This window comes from Clostridium sp. HBUAS56010, assembly GCF_007115105.1.
Taxonomy (GTDB): Bacteria; Bacillota; Clostridia; order Lachnospirales; family Lachnospiraceae; genus Lacrimispora.
This window is the reverse complement of record NZ_SULJ01000002.1, coordinates 64,818-84,255: the sequence shown is the minus strand read 5'-3', so window position 1 is coordinate 84,255 and position 19,438 is coordinate 64,818. Positions and strand designations below refer to the sequence as shown.

General features: G+C 40.2%; 15 protein-coding genes. 12 read left to right on the top strand and 3 right to left on the bottom strand.

Annotated elements, in window-relative coordinates; genetic code table 11:
- Window positions 1-122: 122 nt before the first annotated feature.
- From FAY33_RS04985 to FAY33_RS04940, 10 genes are all read left to right on the top strand, one after another.
- Entirely contained in the window at window positions 123-1,406 is a 1,284-nt protein-coding gene (locus FAY33_RS04985) for a glycoside-pentoside-hexuronide (GPH):cation symporter (RefSeq protein ID WP_347562659.1), read from the top strand.
- A gap of 54 nt (window positions 1,407-1,460) precedes the next feature.
- Window positions 1,461-2,360: a sugar phosphate isomerase/epimerase gene (locus FAY33_RS04980; protein ID WP_143319680.1), complete on the top strand. Its 900-nt coding sequence runs from the start codon at window positions 1,461-1,463 to the stop codon at window positions 2,358-2,360.
- 1 nt (window position 2,361) lies between these two features.
- Complete coding sequence (locus FAY33_RS04975) at window positions 2,362-3,558, top strand: Gfo/Idh/MocA family oxidoreductase (RefSeq protein WP_143319679.1); 1,197 nt, start codon at window positions 2,362-2,364, stop codon at window positions 3,556-3,558.
- Between the two features lie 21 nt (window positions 3,559-3,579).
- Window positions 3,580-4,584 (top strand): Gfo/Idh/MocA family oxidoreductase, encoded by a 1,005-nt coding sequence (locus FAY33_RS04970; RefSeq protein ID WP_143319678.1) that lies wholly within the window; start codon window positions 3,580-3,582, stop codon window positions 4,582-4,584.
- 32 nt (window positions 4,585-4,616) lie between these two features.
- Window positions 4,617-5,480: a sugar phosphate isomerase/epimerase gene (locus FAY33_RS04965; protein WP_143319677.1), complete on the top strand. Its 864-nt coding sequence runs from the start codon at window positions 4,617-4,619 to the stop codon at window positions 5,478-5,480.
- 320 nt (window positions 5,481-5,800) lie between these two features.
- Window positions 5,801-7,033: an AraC family transcriptional regulator gene (locus tag FAY33_RS04960; RefSeq protein WP_207706003.1), complete on the top strand. Its 1,233-nt coding sequence runs from the start codon at window positions 5,801-5,803 to the stop codon at window positions 7,031-7,033.
- Between the two features lie 489 nt (window positions 7,034-7,522).
- Window positions 7,523-9,049 carry an ABC-F family ATP-binding cassette domain-containing protein gene (locus FAY33_RS04955; RefSeq protein ID WP_143319675.1) on the top strand — a complete coding sequence of 509 codons (1,527 nt, stop codon included), beginning with the start codon at window positions 7,523-7,525 and terminating at the stop codon, window positions 9,047-9,049.
- 143 nt (window positions 9,050-9,192) lie between these two features.
- The gene (locus FAY33_RS20120; RefSeq protein WP_347562658.1) at window positions 9,193-9,729 is read left to right on the top strand and encodes a nucleoside triphosphate pyrophosphohydrolase; all 537 of its coding nucleotides are present in this window, start codon (window positions 9,193-9,195) and stop codon (window positions 9,727-9,729) included.
- A 94-nt stretch (window positions 9,730-9,823) separates the two neighbouring features.
- Window positions 9,824-11,389, top strand: a complete 1,566-nt coding sequence (rmuC, locus tag FAY33_RS04945; protein ID WP_243126597.1) for a DNA recombination protein RmuC — start codon at window positions 9,824-9,826, stop codon at window positions 11,387-11,389.
- A 118-nt stretch (window positions 11,390-11,507) separates the two neighbouring features.
- A complete protein-coding gene (locus tag FAY33_RS04940; protein ID WP_143319674.1) occupies window positions 11,508-12,566 on the top strand; it encodes a CPBP family intramembrane glutamic endopeptidase in 1,059 nt (352 codons plus the stop codon).
- On the opposite strand, the gene FAY33_RS04935 is transcribed toward FAY33_RS04940, so the two are convergent.
- Window positions 12,478-13,272, bottom strand: coding sequence for an alpha/beta hydrolase (locus FAY33_RS04935; RefSeq protein ID WP_243126594.1), 795 nt, complete (start codon window positions 13,270-13,272; stop codon window positions 12,478-12,480). The two genes, FAY33_RS04940 and FAY33_RS04935, sit on opposite strands and share 89 nt — an antisense overlap.
- A 209-nt stretch (window positions 13,273-13,481) precedes the next feature.
- Between FAY33_RS04935 and FAY33_RS04930 the strand changes: the two genes are divergently transcribed.
- A complete protein-coding gene (locus FAY33_RS04930; RefSeq protein WP_143319672.1) occupies window positions 13,482-13,877 on the top strand; it encodes a hypothetical protein in 396 nt (131 codons plus the stop codon).
- 87 nt (window positions 13,878-13,964) lie between these two features.
- On the opposite strand, the gene FAY33_RS04925 is transcribed toward FAY33_RS04930, so the two are convergent.
- Window positions 13,965-15,281 carry a serine hydrolase gene (locus FAY33_RS04925; protein WP_143319671.1) on the bottom strand — a complete coding sequence of 439 codons (1,317 nt, stop codon included), beginning with the start codon at window positions 15,279-15,281 and terminating at the stop codon, window positions 13,965-13,967.
- Window positions 15,271-17,517: an AraC family transcriptional regulator gene (locus tag FAY33_RS04920; protein WP_207706002.1), complete on the bottom strand. Its 2,247-nt coding sequence runs from the start codon at window positions 17,515-17,517 to the stop codon at window positions 15,271-15,273. The genes FAY33_RS04925 and FAY33_RS04920 overlap by 11 nt, the downstream gene beginning before the upstream one ends.
- A 329-nt stretch (window positions 17,518-17,846) precedes the next feature.
- Here FAY33_RS04920 and FAY33_RS04915 point away from each other — a divergent pair, with 329 nt between their 5' ends.
- A complete protein-coding gene (locus FAY33_RS04915) occupies window positions 17,847-19,427 on the top strand; it encodes an extracellular solute-binding protein (RefSeq protein WP_143319669.1) in 1,581 nt (526 codons plus the stop codon).
- The last annotated feature ends 11 nt before the right edge of the window (window positions 19,428-19,438 follow it).

The following is a 19,438-nucleotide window of genomic DNA, read 5'->3' as shown; positions in this document are numbered from 1 at the left end:
ACAAATGAGTGATAATCAGATAAGACCATTTGGTCTTAGAGATAAGCTGGGGTATATGTTTGGTGATTTTGGTAATGATTTTACGTTTGTATTTGCCAGTTCGTTTTTAATGGTTTTTTTACATGAAGGTTCTGGGAATTCCAGGAGCAGTAGTAGGAACGATGTTCCTTGTAGCCAGAATTGTGGATGCGTTCATGGATATTACCATGGGAAGCATCGTAGATATTTGTAAACCAGGAAAAGACGGTCGTTTCAGACAGTGGATCCGCCGCATGGCAGGACCGGTGGCAATTGCCAGTTTTTTAATGTATCAATCCTCCATGGCAGGTGCTTCCATGACGGTGAAGATTGTTTATATGTATGTAACTTATCTGTTATGGAGCGGTGTATGCTATAGTGGAATCAACATTCCTTACGGTTCCATGGCATCAGTAATTACGGACAAACCAGAAGAACGTACAGAATTATCAACATTTCGTGGAATAGGTGCTAATTTTGCTCAGTTGATTATTGGAGTAATCTCTCCCCTTATTATTTATACAAGCAATGCAGACGGGGTACAGGTGATTCGGAATAATGGACACATTTTTACTCTTGTATCAGGAATATTTTCAATATGTGCGGTTATCTGTTATTTTATTTGTTATAAGTGTACCACAGAGCGTATTAAGATTGAGAAGGATCCCAATGCACCAAAGGTATCACTAGGAAAAACATTTATGACGATTTTCTCCAGCAGAGCGATGCTTGGTATAATTTTTGCAGCATTATTCCTGCTTTTGAGCCAGATGATGATTATGGGCTTAAATACATACCTTTATGCTGATTTCTTTGGAGATATCAAAGCACTTTCCAGCTTTACTTTTATTAACAGTATACTTGCGTTGATTCTGGCAGCATTTGTTGGAAGAATTACAAAAAAAGTTGGAAAAAAAGAATCTGCAATTATTGCAACCATATTTACCGCAATTGTATATGTGGTGTTGTTTTTAATAAAAGTAAGAAATCCCTGGGTTTATATGATTGCAGCAGCAATTGGTTTTCTGGGTACTAACTTTTTCAACCTGGTTATCTGGGCAAACATCACCGATGTAATTGATGATGTAGAGGTAAAGAGCGGCAAAAGAGAAGACGGTAAGATTTACGCAGTGTATTCTTTTGCAAGAAAAGTTGGTCAGGCTCTGGCAGGCGGTTTAAGCGGATATGCACTGTCCGTAATCGGATATGAATCCGCAGCTAAGGTTCAGACACCGGAAGTACTAAATGGTTTGTATACGGTTTCAACCATTGTTCCTGCAATTTTGTTTTTATGTGTTGCCCTGACATTAATGTTTGTGTATCCTCTGGGCAAAAAGAAAGTGCAAGAAAACTCTGAAATTTTAAAAGAGAGACGGCTCAGTAAATAATATGGTCTGAATCTTGTGTAATAAGCGGAATTTCGTGAAAATCAAGGAGGCATAATGAAAAAAAATATAAATATTTCTGGCTTCTCAGACGAAATCTGCAAGGATTTTGTGGAGCAGTTGGAAACAGTGGTCAGGCTTGGGATGGAGTATATTTCCTTGCGGTCAGCAAATGGGAAAGGAATTTCAGATTATACCGTTGATGAAGCAAAGGAGCAGCTTCTTCCAAAACTGAATCAGTTTGGTGTAAAGGTATCTTCTCTGGGTTCCCCCATTGGAAAGGTCCAGATTGAAGATGAAGATGGATATCAGAAGCAGCTTCAGCAACTGGATACGCTTTGTGAAGTCTGTAAAGTTCTGGACTGCAGATATATCCGTATATTCAGCTTCTATATTCCGTCTGGAAAAGATCCGGATGATTACAAAGAACTGGTAATGTCCAGAATGAAAGGCTTTGTGGAAGTTGCAAAGAAACATAAAATCATTCTGATTCATGAAAATGAAAAAGATATCTATGGCGATACAGGAAAACGTTGTAAAACGCTGATGGAGGATTTATCAGACCCCTGCCTTCGCAGTGCATTTGACTTTGCCAATTTTGTACAGTGCAAAGAAAATCCTATGGATTGCTGGAATATGTTAAAAGATTATGTGGCTTACATACACATTAAAGATGCAGTGGAAACAAGTAAAGAGAATGTGGTGTGCGGCACTGGTGAGGGGCAGATTAAGGAGATTCTCAAGCAGGCGATTGAAGAAGAGGGGGATGAAGGATTTTTAACTCTGGAACCTCATCTGGTTCTGTTTGATTCTCTGGCTCAATTAGAACTCGAGGATGCCAAAGAAATTATCAAAGAGAACAAAGCAGAAACAGGTGCAGACGGATACGCAATGCAGTATAATGCGTTGCGCGAAATATTAAAAAAAATAAATTTGGACAAAACAGGAGGAAGATAAAATGGAGAAAAAAGTTCGATACGGATTGATCGGCGTTGGAGTACAGGGCAGTGCTTATGCAGGATTTTTAAATGGCAGTTCCGGTTTTGAAGGAATGCCGGCAGTGGAATGCCCACCTCACTGCACCCTTGGGGCATTATGCGATATTGATCCTGTGAAAGAGGAAGCATGCAAGGAGAAATATCCGGATGTTCCTTTCTATAAAGACTGGAAGGAACTGGTTAACTCCGGAGATGTGGATGCGGTAATCACCACAGTTCCTCATTATCTTCATACTGAAATTGCTATTTATTGTCTGGAGCATGGGATGAATGTACTGGTAGAGAAACCAGCAGGAGTTTTTGCCAAATCAGTTCGTGAGATGAATGAGTGTGCTGCAGCTCACCCGGATGTGGCATTTGGAATCATGTTTAACCAGAGAACTAATAAATTGTACCAGAAGGTAAAAGAACTGGTTTCCTCTGGAGAATTAGGAGAGATCCGCCGTTCAAGCTGGATTATTAATTCCTGGTGGCGTCCAGACAGCTATTACAAACAAAGTGACTGGCGTGCAACCTGGGTCGGAGAAGGCGGAGGTGTTTTAGTGAATCAGGCACCTCATCAGTTGGATCTGTGGCAGTGGATCTGCGGAGTTCCTGAAAAGGTATTTGCAAAATGTATGTACGGCAGCCATAGAGACATTGCTGTGGAAAATGACGTAACGATTGTAACAGAATATAAAAACGGTGCCACAGGCAGCTTTGTTACCTGTACTCATGATCCTATTGGAACCGATCGTCTGGAGATTGACCTGGATGGAGGAAAGATTGTTATAGATAACAGTAAAACCGCCACCGTTTATCGTCTGAAAAAAGATGAAAAAGAAATGAATGCAACCATGAATATGATGGAAGTATACAAACTGACAAGCGGCAATTCTGCTGGTGCAGGAGACATGGTGACAATAGAAACATTTGAAAATACCGATGGCTGGGGATATCAGCATTGTTCCGTTATGGAAAACTTTGCTCTGCACCTGTTAGAGGGAGAACCTCTTCTGGCACCTGGTTCTGACGGAATCAACGGAGTAAATCTGGCAAATGCAGCTCTTCTTTCTTCCTGGCTGGGAACTGAGGTAGAAAATCCTGTTGATGAAGAATTATACATACAGGAATTAAATAAGAAAATTGCTGCAGAAGGGAAATTTGAAACCAGATAATTACAACAAGGAGGCGTTGAGATGAAAAGAGCGGCTGTCATTGGTCTGGGAGATATATCTTCCATTCATATAATGTGTATTCAGAACAATCCTGAGATTACTCTGGTTGCTGTCTGTGATATAGATGAGGGCAGAAGAGATCAGGCGCCAGAGGGAGTACCATTTTACACCAGCTATCAGAATATGATTTCCAGGGAAAAACCAGACGTGGTACATATCTGTCTCCCTCATTACCAGCATGTGCCTGTTTCTATGGCGGCGGCAAAAATGGGAGTTCATGTGTTCTGCGAAAAACCTGTGGCTTTGAATGCAGTACAGGGACAGGAGTTTGTTGACTTTGAAAAAGAGCATCCGGATATTCATATAGGAATCTGCCTGCAGAATCGGCTGAATGAAACGGTGGAGATGCTCAAGACCATGATTGACAGCAAAGAATATGGCAATGTGTGCGGTACGAAAGGAATTGTACCATGGTCAAGACCAAAGGAATATTATGACTGCAAACCATGGCGGGGGAAATGGGATACCGCAGGTGGCGGCTGTATGATCAACCAGTCTGTGCATACGCTGGACCTTTTGTACTATCTTGGCGGACCGGTGTCCGGTGTGAAAGCATCGGTAAGCCAGCTTCTGGATTATGGGATTGAAGTGGAAGATACGGTTACCGCAAGTCTTATTTATGAAAATGGTGCAAGAGGTCTGTTCATGGCAACCAACGCCAACTATAAAAACGAAGCGATCCAGTTATCCATTCAACTGGATCAGGCAGAATTTGCCATTATTGAAAATGTGTTATACCGCATGTTGCCGGATGGAAGCAGAGAGCGCCTGACAGAGGATGCCAGATTGCCTGGTACGAAATTCTATTACGGAGCCAGCCATGGAAAACTGATCAATAAATTCTATGATTCCATTGAAAAAGAGAATCAGGATTATATTCATGTAAAAGACGCTTTCATGAGCATACGTCTGATTGACACCATACAGGAATCAGGGCTTAAAGGTACTTATACTTCATTGCGGTGACAATAAAAATAAAAAAAGATGGGAGAGTTACAGTGAAAAAAGGATTAATTGGAATTCAGATGAGCACCATTAAAAAGAAAGTGGATGAATTAGGGGCATATGAGACATTGAAAGCCTGTGCGGAATTGGGCTATCATTGTGTGGAGATCAGCCAGATTTCCATGACTCCTGAAAATGTCAGTGATATGAAAAGGGCATGTGATGAATACGGCATTAAAGTTGCCGCATGCAGTGCATCTCTCGAACCCATGATGCCGGGGATGCCGGGCGATTATCTGACCACTGATTTTGATAAAGTTGTGGCAGATTGTAAGACATTGAACTGTGATTTGCTGCGTATCGGTATTCTGCCTTTTACCTGTATGGGCAGCCGGGAGAAGGCATTGGATTTTGTGAAAAGGGCGGATGAGGTCGCAGCAAGACTGAAAGAACATGGAATTGATCTATATTACCACAATCATCATGTGGAATTTATAAAATACAATGGACAGTTCTTACTTGATATTATCAAAGATAATACAAAACATATGGGATTTGAACTGGACATTCACTGGATTCAGCGCGGAGGAGAAAATCCCGTGGAATTCGTAAAGAAATATGCAGGCAGAATTCGTTTGCTTCATCTGAAAGATTACCGCATCAGAGAGGTGAAACTTCCGGAAGGTGACTTTGATATGAAAACCTTTATGCAGGCGTTTACTGATACCATTGAATTTGCAGAATTAGGAGAAGGCAGCCTTCCGATTAAAGAATGTATAGAAGCAGGACTTGAAGGCGGAAGTGAGTATTTCTTGATTGAACAGGATGATACTTATGGAAGGGATCCGTTTGAGAGCTTAAGGATCAGCCGGGATCACCTGATTGAGTTAGGTTATGAGGATTGGTTTCATATTTAAATAACTTCTGAGAAGTCGGATTGGTGGAAGAGTGCCTCTTAGAGAAATGGATAAAAGGCTGATTTTCCCTTTTCAGAAGAGCATAGTATGTATTAGTTCATACTATGCTCTTCTTTGTAGTCTTTCTAAAAATATTTTATAGAATAATGCTTGCAACAAAACCAGTTAGCAATTAGACTCTAAATTAAGAAGGGTTATTTTCGGATATCGTCAAAAACATAGAACCGGTTTTCGTAATTTAATATAAAACGTAATCACTCATGCTAAATGGCTGTTTTTAAATCAAAATAATAAGGAAATGGAAGGGAGCTAAAATGTGTATGTTAATTGATTTCTTTGATATATTGAAAAAAATGGCAAAATGCCATAATGTAAATATGACAATTATAAAAAAAGAGATGGAAGAATTTCCTGATTTTGATTTGGGAATTCGTCGCATGATATATGCTCAGGAGGAAGAAAAACGATTTCTCAAGATGATCAGCCAATTAAACAAAAAAGATACGTTATATTATATATTTGATTATTTTGAGACCGAGTATTGCCTGATGCCAATTCCAGAGGAACAGCGGGAAAAAGGGGATTATGTTATTCTTGGACCTTATCGGAATACGATTTTAGAGGAAGGGAAGCTTCAGGAATTGATTGATTCCAGATTGATTCCCCGAAAACATACCGATGATTTCAGGGAATATTATAATGTAATACCGGTGATTTCCAATCTAACCCAATGGAAAGAGATTTGTCTGATCCTTTACCGGATACTGAGTCAGAACGAGATGATACAAACCGAGTATGTCAGCCAGATTGCTCCAGTAAGTGATTTTCAAATGGAGTCTCTGAAAGATGGTCTTACTTTAAAAATAATAGAGGAACGGTATGCCATCGAAGGAGAGCTTATGAAAGCGGTTACCAACGGTGACATAGAAAGTGCGTTTAAAATCAAAAATATTATGGGAGGATACAAACCTGCCAGACGCTATAAAGACCCTGTCAGAGATGGGAGAAATTCTTTGATTATAAGTAACACTCTGTTTAGAAAGGCTGCAGAAAAGGGAGGAGTGAACCCTGTATACCTGGATGCCCTGTCAACTCAGATCGCAAAGCATGTGGAAACAATAAGCAATGATCACGAGCTGGACCGGTTTATGTTTGAGATGCTGAGAAAATACTGTATGCTGGTGAAGAATTACTCCCTGAGAGGATATTCTCCTATTATCCAGAAGGTAGTAAATCATATTAATTTAAATTTAACAGAGGAATTGTCTTTAAAATGCCTGTCAGAAGATTATTCGGTCAATGCCAGCTATTTGTCTACATTATTTAAAAGGGAGATGAAGATTACACTGACGGATTATATCAATCAGCAGCGTATTCGAAAGGCAATCACATTATTGAACTCCACCAATATGCCGATTCAGGATATTGCATCAAAATGCGGTATCTATGATGTGAATTATTTTCGTAAGCTGTTTAAAAAGATCACGGGAATGACACCTACGGAATATGCCAGACAGATACGGAGTCATTGCGCGCTGGACAGCAGCTATTAATTTCTCTTTTAATTATACTGGTCAGCAATCAAGTGCCTGATGGAGTGTTAAGCGTGGGATAATCTGATCACTCATGACACAAAGATTGACAAACAGATTTTGGTATAGTAGTATTTAGTCAGAGAATAATCTCTTAAAAGGAGAAGAAAATGAATTTTTACTTAACCAACGAACTCAAAAGGAAGCTCAGCTCTGTACAATCCGGACCGGTGAAACATTGTGCAGAGTATAGTATATAGATACTACATTAAGATTTCATCGGGAAACAAACGTAGAGGTGCTTATCCGCAGAGAAAGTATGTCTATTATTTGGTTTCCCTATGTATTTTGTGAGTATAAAAGGCTATGGACAATGTTTTGTCTGTAGCCTTTTGTTACTTATGACCGATTACGTCTAAAGGCAGAAGGCATATACCATTGTGTATGAGCTTTCTGCCTTTTTTGATGAAATTTTTAAAGCTTATTTATGAAATAAGAAAAGGAGTTCTTATGAGTTTGTTAGAGATTAAAGAATTAACCCATGGATATGGAGACAATTTACTATATAAAAATGCCCATTTACAGCTTAATAAGGGAGAGCATCTTGGAATTGTAGGTCAGAACGGTACTGGTAAGAGTACACTGATTAAGATCTGCATGGATCAAATCATCCCCGATCAAGGCAATATTGTCTGGCAGCCCAGGATTACCATCGGCTGTCTGGACCAAAACGCTTTTATTGATGGTCGGATGACAATGAGAGAATTTTTAGAGTCCGCTTTTTCTGATTTATATGAGATGGAAAAAAGTTTGAATCAGTGTTATGAGAGATTGGCACAAGGAGAGGAAGGCATTCTTCATATTGCAGCACAATATCAGGAGACTCTGGAGAAAAATGATTTTTATACCATTGATACAAGAATTTCAAAAGTGGTTTCTGGTCTTGGATTGTCAGTCATAGGCCTTGAGCGGCACATTGCCCAGATGAGCGGAGGACAAAGGGCAAAAGTTATACTGGCTAAGCTATTGCTGGAGGAACCGGATGTACTGCTTCTTGATGAACCTACGAATTTCCTGGACAAGGAACACATTGAATGGCTGGAGGAATATCTATTTAACTTTCAAAATGCTTTTATGGTAGTTTCCCACGATTATGATTTTCTGAATAAAGTTGCAAACAAAATAGCAGATATTGATGACAAAAAAATAACGAAGTATTCCGGCACATATAAATGTTTTTTGGAGAAGAAACATCAATTGCGTGAAGATTATGTACGCCAATATTCTGCACAGCAAAAGGAGATTAAAAAAACAAAAGAATTTATTGAAAAAAACATTGCAGGGAGAAAATCAAAAATGGCAAGAGGTCGACAGAAGCAGCTTGAACGAATGGATAAAATGGAGGCTCTTCAAGAAAAAGAGATGAAACCACATTTTCAATTTCAAGAGCTGCCTTCTACCAACACAATTAAACTGTTGGTAAGGCAGCTTTCGGTTGGGTATGAAGATCCGGTGCTTTCCAATCTTAATTTTTCGGTTAAAGGAGGAGAAAAAGTAGTGATTACAGGGTTTAACGGAATTGGAAAGACAACCTTACTAAAGACTTTGGTTGGGCAATTGCCAGCGTTATATGGAACCTTTTTATTTTCGGAACAGACAGTAATTGGATACTTTAAACAGGATTTAACCTGGGAAGATGAAAACAGAACACCAATTGAGATTGTATCCGAAGAATATCCGGTATTGTCCAATAAGGAGGTAAGAAAGAACCTTGCACGATGTGGTGTTTCAAGTGAACATGGAATGCAGGCAGTTGGTTCATTAAGCGGAGGAGAACAGACAAAGGTAAAGATCTGTATTTTATCCCTGAAACCCTGCAATTTTCTGATTTTGGATGAGCCTACCAATCACCTGGATATTCAGGCAAAAAAAGCATTGAAAGAAGCCCTCCATAATTTTAAGGGTACTGTAGTGCTGGTCTCCCATGAAGAAGAATTCTATAAGGAACTGACCAAGGTGAGTCTAAACGTTCATTGATGCAATCCCCATGCCCCGGTTTCACTATTTGACTTCCTTCTTTTTCAATGTGCAGTTGAAAAAGTGAACCCACAAGGTTATGATAGAAAGAGAAGAGGCTTTTGTCTCCGTAAAATTTACTTATGGAAAAGAGGTGCATTTGTTTGAAAAAACACAATAAACTGGTAAGAGATAATATTCCTGAAATTATTGAAAAGGCAGGAGGTAAGGCAAGATTCCGAATACTATCAGAAAAAGAGTATAATTCTGAGCTGGACAGGAAACTTTTGGAAGAAGTGAAGGAGTACCAGGAAGATAGGAATCTGGAGGAGATGGCAGATATTTTAGAGGTTTTATATGCCATATGTACTGCTCATGGATACACGATGGAAGCTTTAGAGGAAAAGCGGAGGCAAAAGCATCAGGAGCGGGGTGGTTTTGAAAAACGTCTGTTTTTAGAAATGGTAGAAGATGATAAAGAAGATAAAGTGGGAATGGTTTCGGATATAAAGGCATTGAAACTGTGGAGTGGAGTTCCACAGGAATGGAGGGAAATCCTTCTGAATAATGTTTTCTGCAGCAATTGCAAGCTGACATCAATTGTTAATTATGCAGTCAAAATAGAGAAACATGGGCTGATTCTTGAGGGTGAGTGCGCCAAGTGCGGGAAACCTGTTACAAGAGTTGTGGAAAATGAGTAAAACAGATCTGCTATACTATTACATAAGACAACTGATCAGGCAAGATCAGACCAGAGTAAAAGGAATTTGTTAAGGAACAAAAAAGGAGCGATACATGACAATACTGATTATTTTAAGTGCGGCAATCCTGATTGCAGTGATCATTAACCTGATTGTAGCAGTGAAACAATCTTCGTCCGCAGATATGGAAAAAGTGAAACGGGAATTGTTAAAAGAATTTGCCAATCAGCAGACCATGATTCTTAGTTCTATGAAAGGCGAGCTGATCAATGAGATTCGTTCTTCCAGAACGGAAATGGGCACAATGATTCAGGGAACCATGAAGAGTTTTGCAGATTCATTTACTTCCATGCAGACCCAGTCAACCGGCAGACAGGATATCAGACTGCGGGAACTGACAGAAAGTATCTCAAAGAATCAGAATTTATTAAAGGTGGATATTGGAGAAAAATTATCTCTCTTACAGGCAAGTCAGGCACAGAGTATTGCTACCTTCCAAGATCAGGTAAAAGAGACCACCACCATGCTTTCCCATGCACAAGGCAGACAGTTTGAGATGCAGGACAAGCGGCTGGGCGAGATTACCCAGACCTTAAAACAGGCACAGGGAAACTTAGAACTGTCAGTATCAGAACGTCTGAAGTCTGTGGATGAACAGTTTAAACTATTTTCGGCTCAGAACAAAGAGTCCATGGATGGAATCAGGAGTACGGTTCAGGAGCGGCTGGAGTCCTTGCGGAGCGATAACAATCAGCAGCTTGAAAAGATGAGGGAAACGGTTGATGAAAAACTCCAGAAAACTCTGGATGAACGGATTACCCAATCCTTTAAGATGGTAAACGACAGACTGCAGGAGGTTTATACAGGGCTGGGAGAGATGAAAACTCTTGCTACCGGAGTAGGAGACTTAAAAAAGGTTCTGTCAAATGTCAAGACAAGAGGAATTTTAGGAGAATATCAGTTAGGTGCGATTATTGAAGAGCTTCTTGCAAGAGAGCAGTATGAGGAAAATGTAGTGACCAAGAAAGGGACGGCAAACCGGGTGGAATATGCAATCCGTCTTCCGGGAGAAGACGAAGGATGCGTATATCTGCCCATTGATGCCAAGTTTCCGGGAGATACATATGGGCAGTTGGTGGATGCTTACGAATCTGGAGACAATGAGGCAATTGCCACAGCGCAGGCGGCTCTTGAGACAAGAATCAAGAGCTGTGCCAAAGATATTCATGATAAATACATTGATCCTCCTTATACCACCGATTTTGCAATTATGTTTCTTCCGTTTGAAGGATTATATGCTGAAGTGGTAAGAAAGGGGCTGATTGATACGTTACAGAGGCAATACCGTGTCAGCATAGCAGGACCAACTACCTTTGCAGCATTGTTGAACAGCCTGCAGATGGGATTTAAAACTCTTGCCATTCAGAAGCGGTCCAGTGAAGTCTGGAATGTTCTGGGAGCGGTTAAAACAGAATTTGGAAGGTTTGAAGAAGTCTTGACAGCAGCCCAGAAACGAATCGAGCAGACCGGTGCAGAGCTTGATAAGCTGATTGGAGTCAGGACCAGGAAAATTAACAGTAAATTAAGAGAGGTATCCCAGCTACCTTCCACAGAATCTGAAGAACTGTTAGACAGCGCACCGGAAATAGAAGAATTATAGAAATTATAAGAGAATATTAATGAAATTAAAGGTTATTCTATCGGTAACAGCTTTCGAGCGTATAGCAAGGAAAGAACAAAATTTATAAATAGGTATATTAAGAAAAAAGGAGATTTTCATGGAGTATAAAAAAAGCAATGAAAAGGCACAGATTCTTATTTTTCTGGCAGTGGCATTTCTTCTGCCTTATGCAGCGGGGATTTTGATGGGATATGGGTATTCCAAAGGGTTTGATGTGTCTGTGTTCCCTACGGTCCAGATGTTTTATCCAGCCGCAGGTGTAATGTTAGCGGCATGGATTACCCGTAAGAATGATCCCATGATTCCCAGACGATTTTTTGCGGGATTTTTAATTCTTACTCTGATTCTGCTGTTTTTTGCAGTAATCAGTATCCTTGTTCCAGAAATAGGCTGGAACATGCTTTCCCAGTATTTGCTGATTGCAGGTTCTGTTGTTCTTTGGATATTACTGCTGACAGAGAAGAAAGAGAAGCGCATTGCTTATGGATTAAAGGGCGGACGCTGGAAAGCGGTATGGCTGATTGTTCTGTTATATCTGGTTCTTTATTTAGGGAGAACTGCAATCATGTATCTTTTGGGCGGAGAAACAGAAACAATGATTGGAATTATAAGAGATCCTTTTACCTGGATCATGTTGGTTTCTTTAATTATCAATTATTTTTTGGTATTTGCAGCATTTTTTGGAGAAGAGTATGGCTGGAGGTATTATCTTCAGCCGGTTTTGCAAAAAAGATTTGGCATGGTATGGGGAATCTTAATACTGGGATTGGTATGGGGATTGTGGCATCTGCCCATTAACTTTTTTTATTATTCTTCTCCTTCTGTTGGTCTGATCAGTTTGAGCGGGCAGTTAATCCTGTGTCTTGCCTTAGGTATATTCTACGGCTGGGCGTATTTAAAGACCAATAACATATGGGTGGTTGTTATCATGCACTTTGCCAATAACAATCTGGTTCCTATTATCAGCGGGAATTATTCCCCGGATGTTCTTCAAAACCAGGACGTAACATGGAATAGTGTTTTGGCTTCCCTGGTAATCAACGGATTGCTGTTTGCAGGTGTTATTTTTACAAGTTATTATAGGAACTCCAGCCGGAGACTTCCCACCATGAATGAGCGGGCAGACAGCCATCAGATAAAGGAGAACCAGGAGTAAGGTTTGACTGACGGATAAATTCCTGTACCAGACCAGCGGTTTGTTCCTGCTGGTCTTCGGTACTGATTGCAGCATCTAAGTCCCCTTTTTGCCTGCCGTAATTACCAAAGTTGCCGTGATTGCCTCCTTCTATGGGGAAAACCTGTTTCTTGTAGTTTATTTTCTCCCGGTTCAGTACTCCATCCAGAGTCCCATATATGGTAATGGCTTTTGAAGGAGTGACATCGCCGTACCGGTAAGCACCAAGGAGAATCACCCCTTTTAACCGGGCGGGATTCTTTGCCATATAGCTGCTTGCCATGGCACCCCCCAGAGAATGACCGCCAATATACCAGTTTTTGATCTCCGGCAGGATCCCATAGATCTGGTCCGCAGCCTGGGGATTAAGGACTGCCAGGTGAAATGGCATCTTTACCAGAATACAGGTAATTCCCCGCTGGGACAAATCCGACAGCAGAGGGTAATAGGACGCGGCTTCCACCTTGCCGCCCGGGTAAAAGATCAGAGCCGAATCAGTCTGTTTTTTTGCTGGTATCACAATAAAGCGGTCATAAGCAATTGCTTCTCCTGTTTTCAGTCCTTCTTCCAGAGCAGCTTTTGCAGTATCATCAGCCCTGTAATAATCAGATACATAGATATAAAAGCCTGCAGCAGCCAATAAAAAGACAATACTGACTGACAGCACAATTTTTTTAAACCATTTCATATTTTTAGTCACTCCTCTCACCATCTAATGTTCCCTGTTTCATAAAGTCAATACTTATCATGATTCTATCATGCCTGCTGAATGGTTTCTACATGTTTTACCCTTATATGGTAAAATAAGGATGTTATGCCTATGATTTTATTACAAGATATGCTATGATTTTATATAGAAGAAAGGGTGAACGATTAACAGATACAGGGGTGGGAGATATGACGAATATAGTAGGTATTACAGCTTACGGAATCATATACATAATAGTTATGGTTCTGTTATTTATTCTATTCTTTTTAGGAAAGGAATGGGTGATGTTTACCGGGCTTTTTGGTTTTCTGACCATGGGTCTTGTGCTGTCTGTTACGATTACCAGATATAATTATGTAGATATGGTTCATAACAGGAATATGGTTGAAGTCAGCAGAACCAACCAGATACCGGAGATCACAAAAGTAGGTACCATATATCGGAGTAATTGGAAGACCGTACAGATTGTGTATGGTTTATCTCGTGGAGAACAGGAATATTACTCGGTGATGCGAAGCAAAGGCGGTTTGTTTACCATTGAAGGTGGTGTTCTTCATACAAGGAATATGGCAGGGAATGAGTAACATGGAATATAGAGAAAGAACTCCAGATTGTCGGAATGAGATTAACCGACGATCTGGAGTTCTTTTCATTGAGGAAAATAATCCTTCTTATTCTCTTATACCTTCGAAAAAGCCCTGGAATTCAGCAAAATAAGTTTCTTCCACTTTTCTCATCCAAAGGGTAACCGCTTCATCAGACAGCTTTAGCATGATGTGTATGGAGCCAACCGATTCCCCTACAATCTGCACTGGAAGATACAAAGAAGTGGAATCTGCCCAGACAGCTTTTACTGCAATTCGTTCTTCATAACCCTTTAGAACACTCACTTTAGCTTCTGTAAATGAAAATGGAATGTAGAACGTTTTTTTGACGCCGGATAGTACAAAGACTCCTTCTGAATGGTCAAAGGAAAGGGAGATGGACTTAAATCCCTTTTCATTTTCTAACAGGCGGTAAGTTCTGCTGCCGCAAATAGGGGGAATGACGGTTTCTTTCATAGAAATGGAACCTATGGAATTACTAATGGTATCCAGTATGATCTGATTGCCCCCTTTTATATTCTGGGTGTCAGCGGTGATGGCAAAGACCAGATTCTGTTCTGGATAAAAGAGTACATATTGACCGCCCATGCCATACATGGCAAACCCTTTGCGAATGCGCCAGAACTGATATCCATACCCCTGTTGTTCCTCAAAGGTCTGACCAAAATGGAGGGTAGGAACCTGGAATGAAACCGCTTCTCGCAAATAATCTGCAAAATCGCCCTGTCCTTCTAAAATTTCATTCAGGCAGTATCGCCCGAGCTTTAATAAATCAGAAGGAAGAGCCATTAGCCCGGAACCTCCCATCTCTGCACCGAAAGGATCCTTGAGAAGGTAGGATTCTTTGGAGAAACCGATCTGATCCAGGCATTTGTCCCTTAAGTACTGTAAGACCCCTTTTCCAGTAAGCTTTTGAACCAATGCGGCAAGAGTATGACTGGAGGAGGTATCATAAAGAAAGATCTGTCCGCTTCGGTGAGAAGGCGGAGTAATAAAAAAGCTTTCCACCCAATTTTTTTCCGAATGAATCTTATAGGTGGTGGAAGTGTGGCAGGTTTCCATGGTTAACATGTGGCGGATGGTCATCTCTTTTAGCCATGGGTGAGTTTCCCCGGAACAGTATTCTGGAAAATAATCCACAATAAAGTCTTCCAAAGTGATCTTTTTGTCAGCACATAAAAAACCAATGGCAATAGAACAGAAGCTTTTGGTAATGGAAAACATCCGGTGCAGATCAGAAGGTCCATAAGGAGCCTGATAGGCTTCTTTTATGGTTGTCCCCTGATAATCCATAAGAAAACTGTGAATGGGAAGTCCGCTGTTTTGAAGTCTGGTCCATATGGTTTCTGCTTGTTCAATCATGAGCTTTTTTTCATTTTGCATTTACTTTATCTCTCATTTCTTTTGGTGAAACACCAAAATTCTTTTTAAATGCCCGCCGGAAAGAGGCGGCATTGTTATAACCCAGGTACTGGTATAAGGTGGAAAGGCTTGTATCTGTTTCTGATATGATTTCCTTTGCCTTTGCCATGCGCAGGCGCTCCAGATAGTTGGAAAAGTTTTCGGATACTTCTTTTTTAAAGAGGTAGCTGAAATAGTTTTCGGATATTCCAAATTCATCGGAAATCTTAGTCAGTCCCAGGTCTGGGTCATGATAATTGTTATTAATGTATGCCTGAATCTTAAGGATCAGTTCGTTCCCCTCTGAACCGCATACATCGCACAGCTCTAAAGCGATGGTTTCCAGAATACTTAAACTCATATCTCCTTCAAACTGTTTGTCAATCATATCAAGAAGTTTTAGTTTTTCCGGAGGAAGATTATCTGTCAGAAGATTATGCCGTTTTTTAAATACGGTGGAGCGGACATCGGCAACCAGCCAGTTTCTCTGGGTATAGGATAAATTTTTCTTTTTCGTGTTTTCATTTCGTATCAGTTTAAATAATTCCTGGACCTGATCTCTGTTTCCGCTGGAGATAAATCCGCTTAACTGTACGGAAAGACTTTCCGGATAGTAGTAAACATCATTTGAGTGGTTTACATCACAGCTTAAAATATAATTATCTGCTGTTGTAATGGATTGTGCCTCTTTTGCCTGCTGATAGGATTTCCATGTGTAAGATACCATTCCGTTTCTGTCTCCGAATCCTCCGCTGATCCAGATTCCGTATTTTTCAAGAAGCTCTGTGTGAAGTTTGATAAAAGTTTCTTTTTCCCGTGCCATAATTGCATCGTAAGGCTCTGATTTGTCGGAAGCAATCAATATGGCAAAGATTCGGTCAGATGGTTTGTAGATGTAACCAGGGTCAGGGTAATAGCGTCGGAGAGCTTCCCTTACAAGGGTGTCATAATTTTGTATCAGCAGTTCCATATCGTGAGAATTAATATTAGAATCCTCAGAAGGAGACACCTCTGTATAGAGAACATGGTATTTAATCTCTGGTTTTTCCAGGGACAGCTCATTGATGATGTAATCTTTTTCTTCGTTGGTCGTGATGCTGCCTTCCATGATTCTTCTCATATAGGATTCCAAAACCATAGGTTTTTGCTTTTCCACAAGAGTGTTTAAGGAGGAAGCCATGGATTCGTTTAAAACCAGTTCATTATATAACTGGGTTAAATACCGGCTTCCAAAGGAGGAAAAGACAACAACAAGAGCTCCGCCTGCCATAAAAGAAGCGATGGTAATGATGGTAAAGAATCTCTGGTAAGGCATAATGGAGTAGTAAGCCTTATCTTCTGGCTGAATCAGATAGTAATTCCAGTTATTATAGGAAGAGGAAGCAGAAGTCACTAACATCTCCTGTCTGCTGTCTTCTGATACCATGTGGGCAATCTGATTATGGTAATCTAAGCCTTTTAACTGATCAAAAGAAACTGGTGAAGCCCCATCGGTCAGAAAGAACATCTGGGAACCATTCTTATCATAGGAAACAACATATCCCTGGTCATATAAGTTAATTCCGGAAAAATATTCTGTAACCAGGTCATAATCAAATAAATAGCACAAAACGGATACAGGTTTACCGTCTGTGCTTACCGGGTTAAACAAAGGATAGAGATACAGGTAGTTCTTAGAATTGCCCTCAATATCTGTCATGGGAATAAAACGGTTCCAGTTCTTTGCATTAACCAGAATTTTAGAAAAGGATTCCGGTTCCAGGCGGTATTTGGTGTTGGTGGCTGCAAAGAAGCTTAAGTCAGAAAAAGTGGTAGAAGATACTACATATCCGGATTTTTCCATGTAAATAAAGGAGTTGCTGATTGGCAGCAGCAGCTCCACCGGTGTGACAGATTTTAAACTGAGCTGGGTCTGATAACCCTGATAATAAAAGTCTACGCCTTCTGTTCCCGAATAGTCTGCCAGATCAATGAAAAGACGGTTGGCGGAAATCTGCCTTGCTGCGGCATTCATCAATTGCATACTGCTGTCAAGCTGAGTAACGGAGGCAGACATGGAAAGACGGTTCTGCTGATTGATGCCGTTTTTAACCTGCCTGGAGGAAATGAAATATAAAAACACCCCAATGATCAGGATAATAGCCAATATAATAGTATAGGAAAATATCAGTTGATTCTTAAATGGAATTCCATGTTTGTGTCTGTTGCGATTTTTCATAAGCACCGTTCCTTTGTTCATATGAGAAAATTATAGTATGAAATGCTTCTAAAATCAATCAAATCAGTGAATAATTTAAAATCTGTATACTGAGAGTAAATAATGTATGCTTGGAAAATGCCTGTTTTTTCATATAAATTTTAGGTATAAACCAGATATATCAAGCATCAAATATAAAAAGTTCCCAATAAAGGCGTCGATAAAGAGAGCATTAAGTGAAAAGTGAACAATGAAAGTAAAAAGTGTTCGTTGCCATTGAACATTATTGATGCTATGATCATATTGCGTTACCGAAACGCACCAGAATATTAATTATTGGGAGGTTTAAAATGAGAATTAAGAAAATGCTTGCAGTCGGTATGGCTGCAACAATGGTGGCATCTGTTGCACTGAGCGGATGTTCCTCAAATTCTAAAAAAGGAACAGAAACAACAAGCGCAGAAACAGGCTCCGCTGGGGGAGAATCAACAGCTAAGAGTGAAGTAAAGAAACCGGAGAAGATTACTGTTATGGTAAACGGCACGGTTACAACAAAGGCAAATAACAGAGATGCTTTTGTAGCACGATGGGAAGAACTTACCGGAATTAAGTTAGAGATCATTCAGCCAGACCATGATGCTTATTATGATGTATTGGGTCAGACATTTGCTTCCGGTCCAGAGAACTGGCCTGATGTCATTTTACTATCTTCTACCTACTATGCAGGATATGCACAGGAGGGTGCACTCTGGGATATGACAGACACCTGGAACAATTCTGAATTAAAGGCTTCCGGACGTGTAACCAGTGAAGATGTAATTGATAATATGAAAATAGATGACAAGTTATATGGTCTTCCTGTAACAAGAGGAAACGGCTGTATCACTTATGTAAAGAAGAAATGGCTTGATAATGTAGGTCTGAAAGCACCTGAGACTTATGATGAGTACTTAAATATGTTAAAAGCATTCACCGAGGGTGATCCAGACGGAAACGGAGTTAACGGAGATACTTATGGTGTGTCTGCTTCCAAGTTCATCGGAGAGGAATCACCATTTACCAACTACTTCCCAGAATTTTATCAGGATGCATATCCTTCCTTCATGAAAGGTGAAGATGGTGTCTATTATGATGGATTCACAAAAGACAACTTTAAAGAAGCTTTAACCCGTTTAAGAGATGCTTATTCAAAGGGTTATATTGATAAAGAAACTTTAACAAACGGAACCAATGACTGCCGGAACAAGTTCTACGAAGATAAATTTGGCGTATTTACTTACTGGGCAGGTACCTGGGGAACCAACTTAAAGAACAACTTAGAAGTGAATGGATTAGATGGCGAATTAGTAGCCTTAAAGCCAATCAAAGAAGTTGGATCTTATGTAGAGAGAACTGCACCAGTATGGTGTATTACCTCTTCTGCAGAGAATCCAGAAGGCATCTATAAATATTTCATTGAATCCATGTTAGATGGTGGTGATATGCAGACTCTCTGGAGTTATGGAGTAGAAGATGTACACTGGTCAACAAAGGCTGAGACCATTCTTGAGAACACATATTCAGAAGGTCAGTTCCACCAGAGAGAGAGTCTGGAGAGACCAGGAACTCAGTATACAAAACAGCATATTGATCCAATGCTTTCGATTGTTAAATGGGATGGAGATCCAGGAAAAGACACCATTGATGAAACTGCTGAGATATCTCAGACAATTTTCAATGAAAACTGCCGTCAGGCAAGTATCGTACCGTCAACCGATGCGATGGCTACTTACAACGGAGATTTAACAACACTGAAGAATTCCATTATTGCAGACGTAATCGTTCAGGGAACTTCGATTGAAGATGCTTATAAGAGATTTGAAAGCGAAAGCGGAGCAAAATGGTCAAAGATGATTGTAGATTCTTTAAACGAAAAGGCTTCTGCAAACTAGAATTAGGAAGG

Bases quoted from the DNA above. Each gene is read 5' to 3' on its own strand.
- FAY33_RS04985 (WP_347562659.1), top strand. From the start codon at position 123: ATGAAGGTTCTGGGAATTCCAGGAGCAGTAGTAGGAACGATGTTCCTT.
- FAY33_RS04980 (WP_143319680.1), top strand. From the start codon at position 1,461: ATGAAAAAAAATATAAATATTTCTGGCTTCTCAGACGAAATCTGCAAG.
- FAY33_RS04975 (WP_143319679.1), top strand. From the start codon at position 2,362: ATGGAGAAAAAAGTTCGATACGGATTGATCGGCGTTGGAGTACAGGGC.
- FAY33_RS04970 (WP_143319678.1), top strand. From the start codon at position 3,580: ATGAAAAGAGCGGCTGTCATTGGTCTGGGAGATATATCTTCCATTCAT.
- FAY33_RS04960 (WP_207706003.1), top strand. From the start codon at position 5,801: ATGTTAATTGATTTCTTTGATATATTGAAAAAAATGGCAAAATGCCAT.
- FAY33_RS04955 (WP_143319675.1), top strand. From the start codon at position 7,523: ATGAGTTTGTTAGAGATTAAAGAATTAACCCATGGATATGGAGACAAT.
- rmuC (WP_243126597.1), top strand. From the start codon at position 9,824: ATGACAATACTGATTATTTTAAGTGCGGCAATCCTGATTGCAGTGATC.
- FAY33_RS04940 (WP_143319674.1), top strand. From the start codon at position 11,508: ATGGAGTATAAAAAAAGCAATGAAAAGGCACAGATTCTTATTTTTCTG.
- FAY33_RS04935 (WP_243126594.1), bottom strand. From the start codon at position 13,272: ATGAAATGGTTTAAAAAAATTGTGCTGTCAGTCAGTATTGTCTTTTTA.
- FAY33_RS04930 (WP_143319672.1), top strand. From the start codon at position 13,482: ATGACGAATATAGTAGGTATTACAGCTTACGGAATCATATACATAATA.
- FAY33_RS04925 (WP_143319671.1), bottom strand. From the start codon at position 15,281: ATGCAAAATGAAAAAAAGCTCATGATTGAACAAGCAGAAACCATATGG.
- FAY33_RS04920 (WP_207706002.1), bottom strand. From the start codon at position 17,517: ATGAAAAATCGCAACAGACACAAACATGGAATTCCATTTAAGAATCAA.
- FAY33_RS04915 (WP_143319669.1), top strand. From the start codon at position 17,847: ATGAGAATTAAGAAAATGCTTGCAGTCGGTATGGCTGCAACAATGGTG.